This window comes from Sphingomonas sp. URJC2 (assembly GCF_059803575.1).
Map to the genome: position 1 here is coordinate 63,402 of NZ_JAPFGX010000006.1, position 15,291 is coordinate 78,692.

Consider the following 15,291-nt stretch of genomic DNA (forward strand, 5'->3'; position numbering starts at 1 on the left):
AGCCTTGGTATAGGCGCGGCCTCGCTACGGCATTCCCCGGTAGCTCAGCGGTAGAGCATCCGACTGTTAATCGGACGGCCGCCTGTTCGAATCAGGCCCGGGGAGCCAGCGAGCCTTTGATCTGCCGGCATTTTTCTCCCCCGCTGGGGAGAGATGTCGGCGATCCCTCCCCGCTTCGCCAGTCCCGTTACCCCCCGGCATTGCATGTCGGCTGCGCCCGCGCGCGCGTCCACTCATCCGCGCGCGCATGAAAAAGGGCGGCGACACCTGCGTGCCGCCGCCCTTCATCGATTGCGCGCTGTCCGCCCGTCTCAGCGGGTGAGCTTCTTGTAGCTCATCCGGTGCGGCCGGTCGGCCTCGTCGCCGAGGCGGCGGCGCTTGTCTTCCTCATAGGCTTCGAAATTGCCCTCGAACCATTCGACATGGCTGTCGCCCTCGAACGCGAGGATGTGCGTCGCCAGCCGGTCGAGGAAGAAGCGGTCGTGGCTGATCACCACCGCGCAGCCGGCAAAGCTTTCGATCGCCTCTTCGAGCGCGCGCAGCGTCTCGACGTCGAGATCGTTGGTCGGTTCGTCGAGCAGCAGCACATTGCCGCCCTTTTTCAGCATCTTGGCCATGTGCACGCGGTTGCGCTCACCGCCCGACAGCTGGCCGACCTTTTTCTGCTGGTCCGGCCCTTTGAAGTTGAACGCCCCGACATAGGCGCGGGTCGACATTTCATGCTTCCCGATGGTCATCAGGTCATGGCCGCCCGACACCTCTTCCCAGACATTCTTGTTGGGATCGAGCGCATCGCGGCTCTGGTCGACATAGCCGAGCTGGACGGTCGGGCCGATGTCGATCTCGCCGGCATCGGGCTTTTCCTGCCCGGTGATCAGGCGGAACAGCGTCGATTTGCCGGCCCCGTTCGGGCCGATCACGCCCACGATGCCGCCCGGCGGCAGGGTGAAGCTCAGATCCTCGAACAGCAGCTTGTCGCCATAGGATTTAGTCAGGCCGCGCGCCTCGATCACCTTGCCGCCAAGGCGTTCGGGCGTCTGGATGACGATCTGCGCCTTGCCGGGCGCGCGCGCTTCCTGACGCTCGACCAGCTCGTCGAACGCGCGGATACGCGCCTTGGACTTGGCCTGACGCGCCTTGGGCGTCTGCCGGATCCAGTCCAGCTCTTCCTTGATCGCCTTTTGCCGCCCGGCCTCGTCGCGCTCTTCCTGTTCCATGCGCTTGGCCTTGGCTTCGAGCCAGCGGCTGTAATTGCCTTCGAACGGAATGCCCCGGCCACGGTCGATTTCGAGCACCCAGCCCACGACATTGTCGAGGAAATAACGGTCATGGGTGACGAGGATGACATTGCCCGGATAGTCGATCAGATGCCGTTCCAGCCAGGCGACGCTTTCGGCGTCGAGATGGTTGGTCGGTTCGTCGAGCAGCAGGATTTCGGGCTTTTCGAGCAGCAGCCGGCACAAGGCGACGCGACGGCGCTCACCGCCCGACAGGTTTTCGACCGACCAGTCGCCCGGCGGGCAGCGCAGCGCGTCCATCGCGATTTCAAGCTGGTTGTCGAGCGTCCAGCCATCGACCGCGTCGATCTTTTCCTGCAGCTCGCCCATTTCGGCCATCAGCGCGTCGAAATCCGCATCTTCGGGCGGATCGGCCATCAGGTTCGAAATCTCGTTGAACCGGTCGACCAGATCGGCGACCGGGCGGACGCCGTCCATGACGTTTTCCTTGACCGTCTTGTTCGGATCAAGCTGCGGTTCCTGCTGCAGATAACCGACGCGGATGCCCTCTGCGGCCCAGGCCTCGCCCTGATATTCGGTGTCCATGCCGGCCATGATCTTCATGAGCGTGGACTTGCCGGCGCCGTTGACACCGATGATCGCGATCTTGGTGCCCGGCAGGAACTGCAGGTGGATGTTGTTGAGCACGGGCTTGGGCTGGCCGGGGAAGGTTTTGGTCAGCCCCTTCATGACAAAGCTGTATTGGACGGCCATCGGCCATGTCTCCGGAGTTGAGGGTCTTCAGGTCTGGGGGTTTGCCACGCGCCCTAGCCGAGGCGGCATGGCTTGGCAAACCGCAGCCCGGCCGATACCCACAGGTGCATGAAAAACCGACATTCCAGCCCGGCCCGCCGGCTCGCCCCGATGCTGCTCCTGCTCGGCGCGGCGCTTCCCCTCCCCGCGCTTGCGGCCCCGCCCGCCGCCGACCTGCGCGAGGCGGCGCTGACGGACGAGCTGGCATGGTCGATCCTTGAAGGGCTGACGACCGAAATCGGGCCGCGCCCGGCGGGCAGCATGCGCGAGGCGGCGGCGCGGACCTGGATGGTCGCGCGACTGAAGGCGCTCGGTTTCCAGAATGTGCGCATCGAAACGTTCGAAATCCCCGGCTGGGAACGCGGCGAGGAACGCGGCGAAATCACCGGCCCCGCCCCCCAGAAACTGGCGCTGACCGCGCTGGGCAACAGCGGCGCGACGCCGGCCACGGGGCTTGAGGCGGAGGTGGTGATGTTGCCATCGCTCGCCGCGCTCGAAGCCGCGCCGCCGGCCTCGGTTGCCGGGCGGATCGTCTATATCGGCCATGCGATGCGCGCGACGCAGGACGGCTCGAGCTATGGCTATGTCGGCGGCGTCCGCCGGGCGGGGCCGAACATCGCCGCCAAAAAAGGCGCGGCGGCAATCCTGATCCGTTCGATCGGCACCGACAGCCACCGCATGCCCCATACCGGCAGCACGGTGTTCGAGCCCGGCGTCGCGCCGATCCCGGCGGCGGCCTTGTCCAACCCCGATGCCGACCAGATTGAACGGCTGATGCGGCGCGCCGGCTCGGGCAGCAACAGCCCGGTGCGGATCAGGCTGGTGCTGACCCCGCGCCATACCGGGCCGCAGCAATCGGGCAATGTCATCGCCGAAGTGCCCGGCACCGATCCCGACGCGGGCATCATCGCGATTGGCGGGCACCTCGACAGCTGGGATCTGGGCACCGGCGCGATCGACAATGCCGCCGGGGTTGCGATCACGACGGCGGCGGCCAAGCGGGTGATGGATGCCGGCCGCCCGCGCCGCACGATCCGCGTGATCCTGTTCGGGGCCGAGGAAATCGGCGGGCTGGGCGGCCAGGCCTATGCCCGCGCCCACCGCGCCGAACCGCATGCGCTGGTTGCCGAATCGGATTTCGGGGCCGACCGGGTGTGGCGCGTGCAGACCAAGCTGCCCGAAGCGGCAGCACCTTTTGCCGATCGGCTGGCGGCGCTGCTGGCACCGCTGGGCGTGACACGCGGGCGCGGCCCGGCCGGGGCCGGCGCCGATCTTGGCCCGCTGTCGCGCGCTGGCGTCAGCACGGTCGACCTCAATCAGGACGGCAGCCGCTATTTCGACCTGCACCACACGCCCGACGACACGCTCGACAAGATCGACCGCGTGCAGCTGCGCCAGAATGTCGCAGCATGGACGGCGATGCTGGCCGAAGCCGCCTCCGCGCCCGAGCCGCTTCTCAACCAAAACAGTTTGACTGGAACGCGCTAGGCGCTAAGAGGGCCGCTCGCGACGGCGCAGGCCGAGCGCGGATTTTCCTTTTGGGGAGCATATTGGAATGAAGAAGCTGACCTTTGTTCTCGCCGCTGCCGGCCTGATGACCCTGGCCGCCTGCGGTCAGCAGCAGTCGGAGAACGTCGAAAACGCTGCCGAGAACGTCGAAGCGGCCGTTGAGAACCTCACCGAGAACGTCGAAGTCGCCACCGACAACGCCGTCGACGCCGCCGCCAACACGCTGGACAACGCCGCTGCGGCCGTTGACAACGCGGCGGACGCGGCCGGCAACGCTGTCGAAGCCAAGTAAGCTTCGTCAGCCTCGGCTGAAAAACGAAAGGGCGGTGATCCTCGGATCGCCGCCTTTTTTGTGTGTCGCGGCATCGCGCCAATCCGGCCCGCTGCGGGACTCGACGCCGCTGATCGTCCGCGCCATGCTGCCGCCAAAAGGGAGGCGATGACGATGGGCGGACAGCGACACCCGGCAGGAGGCCGGACGGTCAGGGCATGGCTGGCGACCACGGCCGGCATGGCGCTGATCGCAGCCATCGCAGTGCCGGCATCGGCCCAGCCGGTGCAAAATGGGGCCGCCCGCCCCGCCAACGCCTCTGCCTCTGCCTCTGCCGAGGCCAATGTCCGCGCCGCGCTCGATCGGATCGCCCGCCGCAACGATGCGGTGCGTGCGGTGATCGCCACCGTCCCCGATGCCGTCGCCCGCGCGCGCAGCGCCGACCGGCAGCGCATGGCGCGCGGGCAGCTGTTCGGCGAACCGGTGCTGATCAAGGACAATATCGACCTTGCCGGCCTACCCAACACGGCAGGCAGCCTGGCGCTGGCCTCCAACCTGCCCGCGCGCGACGCGGCGCTCGTCACGCGGCTGAAGGCGGCGGGCGCGCAGGTGATCGGCAAGACCAATCTCAGCGAATGGGCGAACTTCCGCTCCTCCCATTCGATTTCGGGGTGGAGCGCGGTCGGCGGGCAGACGCGCAATCCGCATGCGCTTGACCGCAATTCCTGCGGCTCCAGCTCGGGCAGCGGTGCGGCGGTGGCGGCGGGCATGGTGCGCATGGCAATCGGCACCGAAACCGACGGGTCGATCACCTGCCCGGCGGCACTCAACGGCATTGTCGGGCTGAAGCCGACGGTCGGGCTGGTGTCGCGCACCGGCATCATCCCGATCAGCGCATCGCAGGACACTGCCGGCCCGATGGCGGCGAGCGTGGCCGATGCCGCACGGCTGCTGACCGCGATTGCGGGCAGCGACCCCGCCGACCCGGCAACCGCCGAGGCCGATGCCCGGCGCGCCGATTATGTCGCCGCACTCGATCCGCGCGCGCTGGCGGGCAAGCGGATCGGGGTGCTGCGCTTTGCCGCCGGCTATTCGCCCGCAACCGACATCGTGTTCGAACAGGCGCTGGCATCGCTGCGCGCCGCCGGTGCGGTGCTGGTCGACATTGCCGAGTTCAAGGGCCGTGGCGAAATCGGCGCGGCCGAATATCAGGTGCTGCTGACCGAGTTCAAAGCCGGGCTGAACGCCTATCTCGCCGCCACGCCCGACACCGTCAAAACCCGCAGCCTTGCCGATCTGATCGCGTTCAACACCGCCGAGGCCGACCGGGAGATGCCGCTGTTCGGGCAGGACATCTTCATCCAGGCCGAAGCGACCAAGGGGCTGGACGACCCCGAATATCAGAAAGCCCGTGCCAAGGCGCGGCGGATGGCGGGCGCGGAGGGCATCGACCGGATGCTCGCTGACAACAAGGTCGTGGCCCTGATCGCGCCGACCATGGGCCCGGCGTTCATGATCGACACCGTCAATGGCGACCAGATTGGCGGTGGCGGGCCGGGCGGGCTGGCCGCGGTTGCAGGCTATCCGCATCTGACCGTGCCGATGGGCATGGTGCGCGGGCTGCCCGTCGGCCTGTCGTTCATCGGCCCCGCCTGGTCGGAGGCGCTGCTGATCGGCCTTGGCCATGCGTTCGAAGTCGCCGCCGGGCCGCGCGCGCCGGCGCGGCTGCTGCCCTCGGTCGATCCCCGGCCGGCTGCGGTGCAATGATCGCACGCCTCGGCTGACCCCGCCCGGCCATGCGCGGCTTGACCGGGCGGGCCGGATCGCCTTTGCGTGGCCCGGCTGATTCTGGAGTGACCTGTGGCGAAACGCCTGACCTATTACATCCTCGCCGGGCTGCTGCTCGGCATCCTTGTCGGCTGGGTGCTCAACGCCTCGGTGGGTGATCAGGCGCGGCTGACCGAGATTGCCGGCTATTTCTCCATCGTCACCGGGCTGTTCCTGCGCCTGATCAAGATGATCATCGCGCCGCTCGTCTTCTCGACCCTCGTCGTCGGCATCGCGCATATGGGCGACACCGCCGCGCTTGGCCGCGTCGGCGTGCGCGCGGTCGGCTGGTTCCTGACCGCAAGTCTGGTCTCGCTCAGCCTCGGGCTGGTGCTGGTCAACCTGTTCCAGCCGGGGGTCGGGCTGGATTTCCCGCTGCCGCCGGTGTCGGCCGATGCCGGGGTCGCCAAGGCGGGCTTCAACCTCAAGGATTTCGTCACCCATCTCGTCCCCGCCTCGATGGTCGAGGCGATGGCCGCCAACGAGATCCTGCAGATCGTGGTGTTCTCGCTGTTCCTGGGCGTCGCCATCACGGCGGTGGGCGAGAAGGCCGCACCGCTGGTGCGCGGGCTGGAAGCGCTTGTGCAGGTGATGCTGCAGGTGACCAATTATGTGATGCGGGTCGCCCCCGTCGCGGTGTTCGCAGCGGTGGCCGGCACGCTTGCCGAACGCGGGCCGCAGGTGCTGGGCGATCTCGCCTATTTCATGGGCAGCTTTTATCTGGGGCTGCTGGTGCTGTGGCTGGTGCTGGGCGCGGCGGCGTTCCTCGTCATCGGGCGGCGCGCGGGCCTGCTCATCCGCTACATCCGCGAACCGATCCTGCTCGCCTTCTCGACCGCCTCGTCCGAGGCCGCCTATCCGCGCACGCTCGAGGCGCTTGACCGGTTCGGCGTGCCGCCGCGCATCGCCAGCTTCGTGCTGCCGCTCGGCTATTCGTTCAATCTCGACGGCTCGATGATGTACATGACCTTTGCGACCATGTTCATCGCCCAAGCCTATGGCATCGACCTGTCGCTCAGCCAGCAGATCACGATGCTGCTGGTGCTGATGGTGACGTCAAAGGGGGTGGCGGGCGTGCCGCGCGCCAGCCTGGTCGTCATCGCGGCCACCCTGTCCTTTTTCGACATTCCGGAAGCCGGGCTGCTGCTGATCCTCGCCGTCGATCATTTCCTCGACATGGGCCGGTCGGCGACCAACGTGGTCGGCAATGCCGTGGCAAGCGCGGTCGTCGCCCGCTGGGAAGGCACGCTCGACCCGGTCGATCCGGCCGAGATCGAAGCCCCGCGCGCGCCGAGCAATCGCGCCGGGCCGCTGCCGCCCGAAAGCTGGGATCCCAAGGCCGGGGATTGACCCCCGGCCGCCGGGGCCATCCGCCGCGCGGGCGGACTGGCCCGGTCAGCGGACCCGATCAGGCAAAGGCATAGGGGCCGCCCCGCTCCAGCGCCCGCCGATAGGCTGGCCGGGCATGGATGCGGGCCAGCCAGCCCATCAGATTGGGCCGCCGCGCATCGAGGCCACCGCGCATCCGCGCCGCCTCGACCGGGAAGCTCATCATGATGTCGGCGGCGGTCAGCCCGTCGCCGACCAGCCAATCTTGCCCGGCCAGCTCGCCTTCCAGATAATCGAGATGGGTGTCGATCATCGCCTGAATGCGCGGCCGTGCCGGCCGGCCGAGCAGGCCCATCTTGCCGATCACCAGCATGACCAGCAGCGGCGGCATCAGCGAGCCTTCGGCATAATGGAGGAAGAAACGGTGGCGCAGCACCGCTTCGCGGTGCGCGGGCGGCGCGAGCTGGCCATCGCCCTTTTCCAGCAGATATTCGATGATCCCGCCGGTTTCGGCGATCACATGGCCGCCATCCTCGATCACCGGCGACTTGCCGAGCGGATGCACGCGCTTGAGTTCGGGCGGGGCCAGCATCGTGCGCGGATTGCGCGCATAGCGCCTGACCTCATAAGTCAGATCAAGCTCTTCGAGCATCCACAGCACACGCTGCGAGCGGCTGTTTTCCAAATGATGGACGATGATTGTCATGCGCCGCGTCTCCCATGCCGGGGCGCGTCGCCCCCGATGGCGAGCATAGAGGATTTCCAGGCCGGGTCGACTGGCGCACGTCCCGGAAGACGCCCGAGATCAACGGCCTGGCGCAGTTCCCGCACGGCGTGGGCTTCAGCCACCGCGCCGGACACGGCACCGCGCGCCCCGCCATCGCCGCGTGCCGGCACCGACATACCGGCGGCGGGAGCCATCGCCCCCGCCGCCAAACGAATTACATGTCGTCCAGATCATCCTCGGCGGACGGACCGACCATCAGCGCCTCGGCCACATCCTCGGTCTTGCCGCGAATGGCCTTTTCCAGCCGGCCCATCACATCGGCATGGTCGCGCAGATATTGTTTGGCGTTTTCGCGCCCCTGCCCGATGCGGATCGAATCATAGCTGAACCATGCGCCCGATTTCTCGACCAGCCCGGCCTTGACGCCCAAATCGAGAATCTCGCCGACCTTCGAAATGCCTTCGCCATACATGATGTCGAACTCGACCTGCTTGAATGGCGGCGCGACCTTGTTCTTGACCACCTTCACCCGCGTGGTGTTGCCGACAATCTCGTCGCGGTCCTTGATCTGGCCGGTGCGGCGGATGTCGAGACGCACCGAGGCGTAGAATTTGAGCGCATTGCCGCCGGTCGTCGTCTCCGGATTGCCGTACATCACGCCGATCTTCATGCGCACCTGATTGATGAAGATCACCAGACAGCGCGAACGGCTGATCGAACCGGTCAGCTTGCGCAGTGCCTGGCTCATCAGCCGGGCCTGCAGGCCGACATGGCTGTCGCCCATCTCGCCCTCGATTTCCGCGCGCGGCACCAGGGCCGCGACCGAATCGACCACCAGCACGTCGATGGCGTTCGACCGCACCAGCGTGTCGGCAATCTCGAGCGCCTGTTCGCCGGTATCGGGCTGCGAGACGATCAGCTCGTCAATGTCGACGCCCAGCTTCTTGGCGTAAACGGGGTCGAGCGCATGTTCGGCGTCGACAAAGGCGGCGGTGCCGCCATTTTTCTGCGCCTCGGCGATCGCGTGCAGCGCAAGCGTCGTCTTGCCCGAGGATTCGGGACCGTAAATCTCGACGATCCGGCCGCGCGGCAGGCCGCCAATGCCGAGCGCGATGTCGAGCCCGAGAGATCCGGTCGAGATCGCCTCGATCTGCATCGCCTCGCGGCTGCCCAGCTTCATCGCCGAGCCCTTGCCGAACGCGCGGTCGATCTGCGCGAGTGCCGCTTCGAGTGCTTTCTGCCTGTCCATCGTTCCTGCCTGCTTATCCGACCCGACCACCTTGAGCTGTGCCGTCATGGTGAAAAGCCTCCGTAAAGCGAACGCGACCGGCGTTCAACGCGGCTTATGTATGCCATTTGTTCTTTAGGAACAAGTAGGGAACGATGGTGCTGGCTCCAGCATGGCCAGAATATCGGCCAGCGCTGCCAGCGTGAACGGCTTGGCAAGCAGCGGGCGACCCTGATGCGCGGCAGGCAGCGCGAGGTCCAGCCCGCCCGACATGAACGCAAACGGGATGCCGCGCGCCGCCAGCAGGTCGGCCACTGGCCAGCTGGGCACCCCGCCTTCAAGATTGACGTCGAGCAGCACGGCATCGAACCCGCCCTGCCCGACCGCCGCCAGCGCCTCGTCCAGCCCGGCCGCGACCCCGGCGGGCCGACAGCCAAGCTCATCGAGAAAATCCTCGACCATCAGGCTGATCAGCGCCTCATCCTCGACGATCAGGATCGCCGGGCATGGCAGGGGGGCGGTCATGGTCATCGGCCCGAGTCTAGCCGATTGTCCGGGCCGGCCAAAGTGCTGCGATCACGCGGCGGGCGGCGGCCCGCCGTCCGCCCCCTGTTTGGGAGCGAGCGCGGCGCGCGCCGCCTCGGCCAGCTGCTGCACCGAAAACGGCTTGGGCAGAAAGGCGACACGGGCAATGTCAATCGATTTGCGCAGCTGTTCCTCGGCATAGCCCGACATGAACAGGATCGGCAGATCGGGATATTGCTCGCGCGCATGGCGGACCAGCGTCGGGCCATCCATCGTCGGCATGACGACGTCGGAAATCAGCAGGTCGAACGCCTCATGCGCTTCGAGCTGTTCCAGCGCCTCCTCGCCATTGGTTGCGGTGACGACCTTATAACCATGGCGGGTCAGCGCCCGTTCGGCGACCGCGCGGACCATCGCCTCGTCCTCGACCAGCAGGATCGTGCCGCTGCCCCACAGTTCGGACGGGCGCTCCTTGGGCATGGCCGGGGCGGCGCTTGCCTGCGCATCGGCCTTGTGGACGGGCAGATAGAGCACGAAGCTCGTGCCCTGATCCAGTTCGGATTCGGCAAAGATGAACCCGCCCGACTGCTTGACGATCCCGTAAACGGTCGACAGCCCCAGCCCCGTCCCCTTGCCGACTTCCTTGGTGGTGAAGAACGGCTCGAAAATCTTGGGCAGCACATCGGCGGGAATGCCGGTGCCGGTGTCGGTGACGCGCAGCGCCGTGTAATCGCCGACCGGCAGGATGTCGCTGTTCATCCGCCGCACCTCGGCGTTCGACACCGCATAGGTTTGCAGCGTCAGCGTGCCGCCGCCGGGCATGGCATCGCGCGCATTGACGGCGAGGTTGACGATCACCTGTTCGAGCTGGCCGGGGTCGGCGCGCACCGATCCCAGATTGCGGCCATGCTTGACGGTCAGGGTGATCGTCTCGCCCAGCAGCCGCTTGAGCAGGTTGAACACTTCCGACACGACATCGGGCAGCTGCAACACCTGCGGGCGCAGCGTCTGCTGGCGCGAAAAGGCGAGCAGCTGGCGCGTCAGGCTGGCGGCGCGGTTGGAGTTGGCGCGGATCTGCTGGATATCGTCATAATCGCTGTCGCCGGGCGTGTGGCGCATCAGCATCAGATCGCAATGCCCGATGATCGCGGTCAGGATGTTGTTGAAATCATGCGCGACGCCGCCCGCCAGCTGGCCCACCGCCTGCATCTTGGTCGCCTGCGCGACCTGGCGCTTCAGCCGCGATTCCTCGGCATTGTCCTTGAGCGACAGCAGCACCGTCGCATCGCCAAGGCCGCGCGCCCCGGCAATCGACAGCGCAACCGGATCATCGGGCCGCGCGCGCAGCCGCACCGCAATGTCGCCCGACATAGGCGGGCCGGAGGCGAAGCGGCGGACGGTGTCGGCCACCACGCCCTTGTCCTCGCGCACCACAAGGTCGCTCGGGAACACCGGCGGGGCCTGTCCGTCCACCCCGGCGGCGCGGGCAAAGGCCTCGTTCATGAACAGGAAATGCCCGTCCCGGTCGGCCAGCGCGAAGCCGAGCGGCAACATGCCGAGCAGGGTTTCGAGATGGCTGGACGCACTGCCCTCGCCCAGCCTTGGCGTCGCATCGTCGTCGAGCAGGAAAACCAGCGTCGCCCCGGCCGGATCATTGGGATCAAACGGCACCTGCAACAGCCGCAGCGGCCCGCCGGTCGCACCCTCGCGCTCGAACCGGATCAGGCCGTTCTTGTCGGCCGACAGCAAGGTGACGAAATCGCGCCCCTCGATCGCCGCATCGGGCCGGCCGGCGGCGCGCAGCGCAAAGGCGCGGTTGCCGCCGCCGATCCGCCCGTCGCCGCCAACCAGCGCGGCCATGATCCCGGCCTCGCCCAGCCGTTCGCCGGCATCGCCGGCCAGCAGGCGGCGCGCCTCCTTGACCAGATCGAAGCTGGCGACCGGCCGGAAGCGCCAGACCAGATGGTCCTCGCCAATCCCGGCGCGCACGACATCGACGGTCAGCTGCATCGCCTCGCGGTTCAGCCGCTCGACCCGGCCGCGCCCGTCGCGCCAGGCATCGCGCCCCGCCGCCGTCAGCCGCGCCACGCCGATATCGCCGACGCCCAGCCCCGGCGGCGCGCGATAGCCGTCGAACCAGCTGCCGAACAGGTCGTTGGCACAGACGAGCGCGCCATGCCGGTCGGTCACCGCGACGGCGATGGTGTCGCTCTCGATCACCGCGTTCATCAGCGCCGGATCGCCGCCGCGCCCGGTGGCCACCGCGACCGGCTCGGGCACCGCCGGGCGCAGCGCCAGCGCGATGCCGGCCAGCGCCAGCGTCCCGGCGCCAAAGCCCGCCGCCAGCGCCACGCTGCCCACGGCCCACAGAATCACCCCGGCCGATGCCAGCGCGCCAAGCAGGATCAGCGCCAGCGCCCGGCCGCCCGCCGCCCGCACCGGGCGCGGCGCCGCGCCGGGCAGCGTGTCGGCGATCAGCGGGGTCGGGGAAATGGCGTTCATGTCAGGTCAAAGCCTTGCTGCGGGCCGGTTGCGGGCCGGTCCGCACGGGGGTGAGCCGCACGGCACCGGACTTAGGCGACGAAGCGCTCGGGGCGCGGCGCATCGCCAACGGCCGCGATCATTGCGGCTGCGGCTTGGCATCCTCGACCGCGCCGGGCAGCTTCGGGCTGGCCTCGGCCGACTGGATGGCGGGCGGCGGCCCCTTGTCGATCACCGCTGCCAGCGTCACCGCCTGCGGGCAGGGATCGGCGCACAGCCGCTTGATCCGCGCCAGATTCTCGCGCGCCTTGGTCACCGCGCCCTTCTGCACCAGCGCATCGCCCTGGCCGGCAAGCGCGGCGACATCATCCGGCTCCAGCTCCAGCGCCTCGCGGTAGAAGCGCACCGCCTTGCCCGGCAGGCCCTGCGCCCGCGCCGCATCGCCCAGCGCGACGAACGCGCCGCGATTGCGCGGATCGACCGCCAGCGCCGTCTCCAGCGCGTCGATCGCCGGCGACAGCTCGCCCTTGTCCAGCTTTGCGCGCGCTTCAGTGAGCAATTGCTGCGACCGGGGATCGATCTCGGTATCCGGTTTCTGCCCCTGCACCATGGTCGAAACCGCGGCGAGGCCGAGAGCGGCGACAATGGCAAAGGGCGCGTAACGCATGATCTTCTCCCAAATCGGTCGGGCCGATTTCTCTAGCACGCCCGTTCCAGCCTCGCGACGAAAAACCCGTCGGTGCGGTCCCGCCCCGGTGAGAGCAGCACGCCACCGCCACGATCTTCCCCCGCCAGCGTGAAGGGGCGCTTAACGGCAAAGTCCGGCCGGCGCGCGCCAAACGCCGCCAGCTGGTCCGCGCCCTCGGCATCAAGCACCGAACACACCGCATAGACGATGGCCCCGCCCGGCCGCACCAACGTCGCGCCCAGATCGAGCAGCCGGCCCTGAATCGCGGTCAGCCGCGCCAGCCGCTCGGGCGTCAGCCGCCAGCGCGCCTCGGGGTTGCGCCGCCAGGTGCCGACGCCCGAACAGGGCGCATCGATCAGCACCAGATCGGCCTGCCCCGCCAGATCGCCAAGCGCCTCGGCCTCGCGCCCGCCACCGAGCAGCCGGGTTTCGATCCCGCCGGCCCCGGCGCGCGCGGCACGCGGCGCAAGCCGGCCAAGCCGTGCCCGGTCGGTGTCGCAGGCGATCAGCCGCCCCGCCGCCGGCCCGCCCATATCGGCGGCCAAAGCGAGCGTCTTACCCCCCGCCCCGGCGCACAGATCGATCACCGTCTGGCCCGGCTGCGCGGAACAGGCGCGGGCGATCAGCTGGCTGCCCTCGTCCTGCACCTCGATCCAGCCGTCGCGGAATGCCGGCTGCGCCTCGACCGCGATCGGCGGATCGAGCCGCAGCCCGTCGGGCGAAAACGGCGTCGGCTCGCCCGCGCCCAGCGCCTGCATCGCCGCCGCCCGGTCGGTCTTGAGCCGGTTGACGCGGAGGTCGAGCGGCGCGCGGCCGAGCAAGGCGGCGATATCGACATGGGCCAGCAGCGGCGTCAGCCAGTCCGGGGCAAGGCCGGGCGCGGCCACCGCCTCCCCGGCCGCAACCGGCGCGGGGCCGTGCTGCGAACCGTCGAACAGATCGGCAAGGCCCGGCCGCACCGCCGCGAGGGCAAGCATCGCCGCGCGGCCGCTGGCGGGCCGTTCGCCGCACAGCCGCACCGCGTCATAGACCAGATCGCGGATCGCCCGCCGATCCTGCGACCCGGCATAGCGCCGCGCCTTCAGCCAGCCGGCGATGATCGTGTCCGCCGCCGGACCCTGATCGCGCGCGGCGGCGATGATCAGATCGAGCAGCTGGATCGCCGCCTCGACACGCGCGGCCGGGGTCATTGGCGGTTACCGGGTCGGGTAATTGGGGGCCTCACGCGTGATCGTCACGTCATGGACATGGCTTTCGCGCAGCCCCGCATTGGTGATGCGCACGAAGCGCGCGCGCTGCTGCAACTCGGCCATGGTGCGCGCGCCGGTATAGCCCATCGCTGCCTTCACCCCGCCGACCAGTTGGTGGATCACGTCCTTGGCCGGGCCCTTATAGGGCACCTGGCCCTCAATGCCTTCGGGCACCAGCTTCAGCTGATCCTTGATATCCTGCTGGAAATAGCGGTCGGCCGAGCCGCGCGCCATCGCGCCGACCGAGCCCATGCCGCGATAGCTCTTATAGGCGCGGCCCTGATAGAGGAACGTCTCTCCCGGCGCTTCCTCGGTCCCGGCGAGCAGCGATCCGACCATTACGGACGATGCCCCCGCCGCCAGCGCCTTGGCGATATCGCCAGAGGTGCGCAGCCCGCCATCGGCGATCACCGGCACGCCCGATTTCGCCGCCTCGCGCGCGGCATCCATGATCGCGGTCAGCTGCGGCACGCCGACGCCGGCGACAACGCGGGTCGTGCAGATCGACCCCGGACCGATGCCGACCTTCACCCCGTCCGCCCCGGCATCGATCAGCGCGCGCGTCGCCTCGGCGGTGGCGACATTGCCGGCCACGATCTGCACCCGGTTGGAAATCTTGCGCACCCGCTCGACCGCGGCGGCGACCATGCGCGAATGGCCATGGGCGGTGTCGATCACGATCAGGTCGCATTCGGCATCGAGCAGCGCCTCGGTGCGCTCATAGCCCTTGTCGCCAACGGTCGTCGCCGCCGCCACGCGCAGCCGCCCGGCCGCATCCTTGGTGGCGTTGGGGTGGAGCACCGCCTTTTCAATGTCCTTGACGGTGATCAGCCCGACGCAGCGATAGGCGTCGTCAACGACCAGCAGCTTTTCGATCCGCCGCTGGTGCAGGATGCGCCGCGCCTCGTCCTGGCTGACATCGGCCTTGACCGTCGCCAGATTGTCGCGGGTCATCAGTTCGGACACCGGCTGGCGCGGATTTTCGGCGAAGCGCACGTCGCGGTTCGTCAGGATGCCGACCAGCCGGCCCGACGGCTCGACCACGGGAATGCCCGAAATGCGCCGTTCGGTCATCATCGCCTGCGCATCGGCAAGCGTTGCATCGGGGGCGATGGTAATCGGATTGACGACCATGCCCGATTCAAACCGTTTCACCTGACGGACGGCGGCGGCCTGTTCCTCGACCGACAGGTTGCGGTGCAGCACGCCGATGCCGCCCAGCTGCGCCATGACGATCGCCATATCGGCCTCGGTCACCGTATCCATCGCCGATGACAGGATCGGGATGTTGAGCGCGATGTCGCGCGTCAGCTGTGTGCGGGTGTCGGCCTGGCTCGGCAGCACATCGGATTCGCCCGGCCGCAGCAGAACGTCGTCGAAAGTGAGACCGAGTTCGATGTCCATGGCCAGCGCGTATCCTTCCTGC

12 protein-coding genes and 1 tRNA gene are annotated in these 15,291 nt (G+C 68.4%); 5 read left to right on the plus strand and 8 right to left on the minus strand.

Annotation, left to right across the window (positions count from 1 at the left end; genetic code table 11):
* The first annotated feature begins 33 nt into the window (after nucleotides 1-33).
* Nucleotides 34-108 (plus strand) — tRNA-Asn (locus OPU66_RS04490).
* A gap of 203 nt (nucleotides 109-311) precedes the next feature.
* On the opposite strand, the gene ettA is transcribed toward OPU66_RS04490, so the two are convergent.
* The gene (gene ettA, locus OPU66_RS04495; protein ID WP_498552403.1) at nucleotides 312-1,991 is read right to left on the minus strand and encodes an energy-dependent translational throttle protein EttA; all 1,680 of its coding nucleotides are present in this window, start codon (nucleotides 1,989-1,991) and stop codon (nucleotides 312-314) included.
* Nucleotides 1,992-2,141: 150 nt separating this feature from the next.
* On the opposite strand from ettA, the gene OPU66_RS04500 reads away from it, so the two are divergent.
* The 4 genes from OPU66_RS04500 (at nucleotide 2,142) to OPU66_RS04515 (ending at nucleotide 6,987) form a co-directional block, all read left to right on the plus strand.
* On the plus strand, nucleotides 2,142-3,518 hold the full coding sequence (locus tag OPU66_RS04500; RefSeq protein ID WP_498552404.1) for a M20/M25/M40 family metallo-hydrolase: 1,377 nt from the start codon (nucleotides 2,142-2,144) through the stop codon (nucleotides 3,516-3,518).
* Nucleotides 3,519-3,585: 67 nt separating this feature from the next.
* The gene (locus OPU66_RS04505) at nucleotides 3,586-3,831 is read left to right on the plus strand and encodes a hypothetical protein (protein WP_498552405.1); all 246 of its coding nucleotides are present in this window, start codon (nucleotides 3,586-3,588) and stop codon (nucleotides 3,829-3,831) included.
* A 153-nt stretch (nucleotides 3,832-3,984) separates the two neighbouring features.
* Nucleotides 3,985-5,577: an amidase gene (locus OPU66_RS04510; protein WP_498552406.1), complete on the plus strand. Its 1,593-nt coding sequence runs from the start codon at nucleotides 3,985-3,987 to the stop codon at nucleotides 5,575-5,577.
* A 93-nt stretch (nucleotides 5,578-5,670) separates the two neighbouring features.
* Nucleotides 5,671-6,987, plus strand: a complete 1,317-nt coding sequence (locus OPU66_RS04515; protein ID WP_498552407.1) for a dicarboxylate/amino acid:cation symporter — start codon at nucleotides 5,671-5,673, stop codon at nucleotides 6,985-6,987.
* A 58-nt stretch (nucleotides 6,988-7,045) separates the two neighbouring features.
* Here OPU66_RS04515 and OPU66_RS04520 read toward each other — a convergent pair whose 3' ends face one another.
* The 7 genes from OPU66_RS04520 to guaB form a co-directional block, all read right to left on the minus strand.
* On the minus strand, nucleotides 7,046-7,672 hold the full coding sequence (locus tag OPU66_RS04520) for a glutathione S-transferase family protein (protein WP_498552408.1): 627 nt from the start codon (nucleotides 7,670-7,672) through the stop codon (nucleotides 7,046-7,048).
* Between the two features lie 235 nt (nucleotides 7,673-7,907).
* Complete coding sequence (gene recA / locus OPU66_RS04525; protein WP_498552409.1) at nucleotides 7,908-8,990, minus strand: recombinase RecA; 1,083 nt, start codon at nucleotides 8,988-8,990, stop codon at nucleotides 7,908-7,910.
* A gap of 66 nt (nucleotides 8,991-9,056) precedes the next feature.
* Entirely contained in the window at nucleotides 9,057-9,452 is a 396-nt protein-coding gene (locus OPU66_RS04530) for a response regulator (RefSeq protein ID WP_498552410.1), read from the minus strand.
* 45 nt (nucleotides 9,453-9,497) lie between these two features.
* A complete protein-coding gene (locus OPU66_RS04535; RefSeq protein ID WP_498552411.1) occupies nucleotides 9,498-11,948 on the minus strand; it encodes a hybrid sensor histidine kinase/response regulator in 2,451 nt (816 codons plus the stop codon).
* A 118-nt stretch (nucleotides 11,949-12,066) separates the two neighbouring features.
* On the minus strand, nucleotides 12,067-12,594 hold the full coding sequence (locus OPU66_RS04540; protein ID WP_498552412.1) for a tetratricopeptide repeat protein: 528 nt from the start codon (nucleotides 12,592-12,594) through the stop codon (nucleotides 12,067-12,069).
* Between the two features lie 32 nt (nucleotides 12,595-12,626).
* Entirely contained in the window at nucleotides 12,627-13,805 is a 1,179-nt protein-coding gene (locus tag OPU66_RS04545) for an RsmB/NOP family class I SAM-dependent RNA methyltransferase (RefSeq protein ID WP_498552413.1), read from the minus strand.
* 6 nt (nucleotides 13,806-13,811) lie between these two features.
* Nucleotides 13,812-15,269 carry an IMP dehydrogenase gene (guaB, locus tag OPU66_RS04550; RefSeq protein ID WP_498552414.1) on the minus strand — a complete coding sequence of 486 codons (1,458 nt, stop codon included), beginning with the start codon at nucleotides 15,267-15,269 and terminating at the stop codon, nucleotides 13,812-13,814.
* Nucleotides 15,270-15,291: the final 22 nt, after the last annotated feature.

What these genes read in the sequence shown, in the direction of transcription:
- OPU66_RS04530 (WP_498552410.1), bottom strand. Translation starts at nt 9,452, where the DNA reads ATGACCATGACCGCCCCCCTGCCATGCCCGGCGATCCTGATCGTCGAG.
- OPU66_RS04510 (WP_498552406.1), top strand. Translation starts at nt 3,985, where the DNA reads ATGGGCGGACAGCGACACCCGGCAGGAGGCCGGACGGTCAGGGCATGG.
- OPU66_RS04535 (WP_498552411.1), bottom strand. Translation starts at nt 11,948, where the DNA reads ATGAACGCCATTTCCCCGACCCCGCTGATCGCCGACACGCTGCCCGGC.
- OPU66_RS04520 (WP_498552408.1), bottom strand. Translation starts at nt 7,672, where the DNA reads ATGACAATCATCGTCCATCATTTGGAAAACAGCCGCTCGCAGCGTGTG.
- recA (WP_498552409.1), bottom strand. Translation starts at nt 8,990, where the DNA reads ATGACGGCACAGCTCAAGGTGGTCGGGTCGGATAAGCAGGCAGGAACG.
- ettA (WP_498552403.1), bottom strand. Translation starts at nt 1,991, where the DNA reads ATGGCCGTCCAATACAGCTTTGTCATGAAGGGGCTGACCAAAACCTTC.
- OPU66_RS04500 (WP_498552404.1), top strand. Translation starts at nt 2,142, where the DNA reads ATGCTGCTCCTGCTCGGCGCGGCGCTTCCCCTCCCCGCGCTTGCGGCC.
- guaB (WP_498552414.1), bottom strand. Translation starts at nt 15,269, where the DNA reads ATGGACATCGAACTCGGTCTCACTTTCGACGACGTTCTGCTGCGGCCG.
- OPU66_RS04545 (WP_498552413.1), bottom strand. Translation starts at nt 13,805, where the DNA reads ATGACCCCGGCCGCGCGTGTCGAGGCGGCGATCCAGCTGCTCGATCTG.
- OPU66_RS04505 (WP_498552405.1), top strand. Translation starts at nt 3,586, where the DNA reads ATGAAGAAGCTGACCTTTGTTCTCGCCGCTGCCGGCCTGATGACCCTG.
- OPU66_RS04540 (WP_498552412.1), bottom strand. Translation starts at nt 12,594, where the DNA reads ATGCGTTACGCGCCCTTTGCCATTGTCGCCGCTCTCGGCCTCGCCGCG.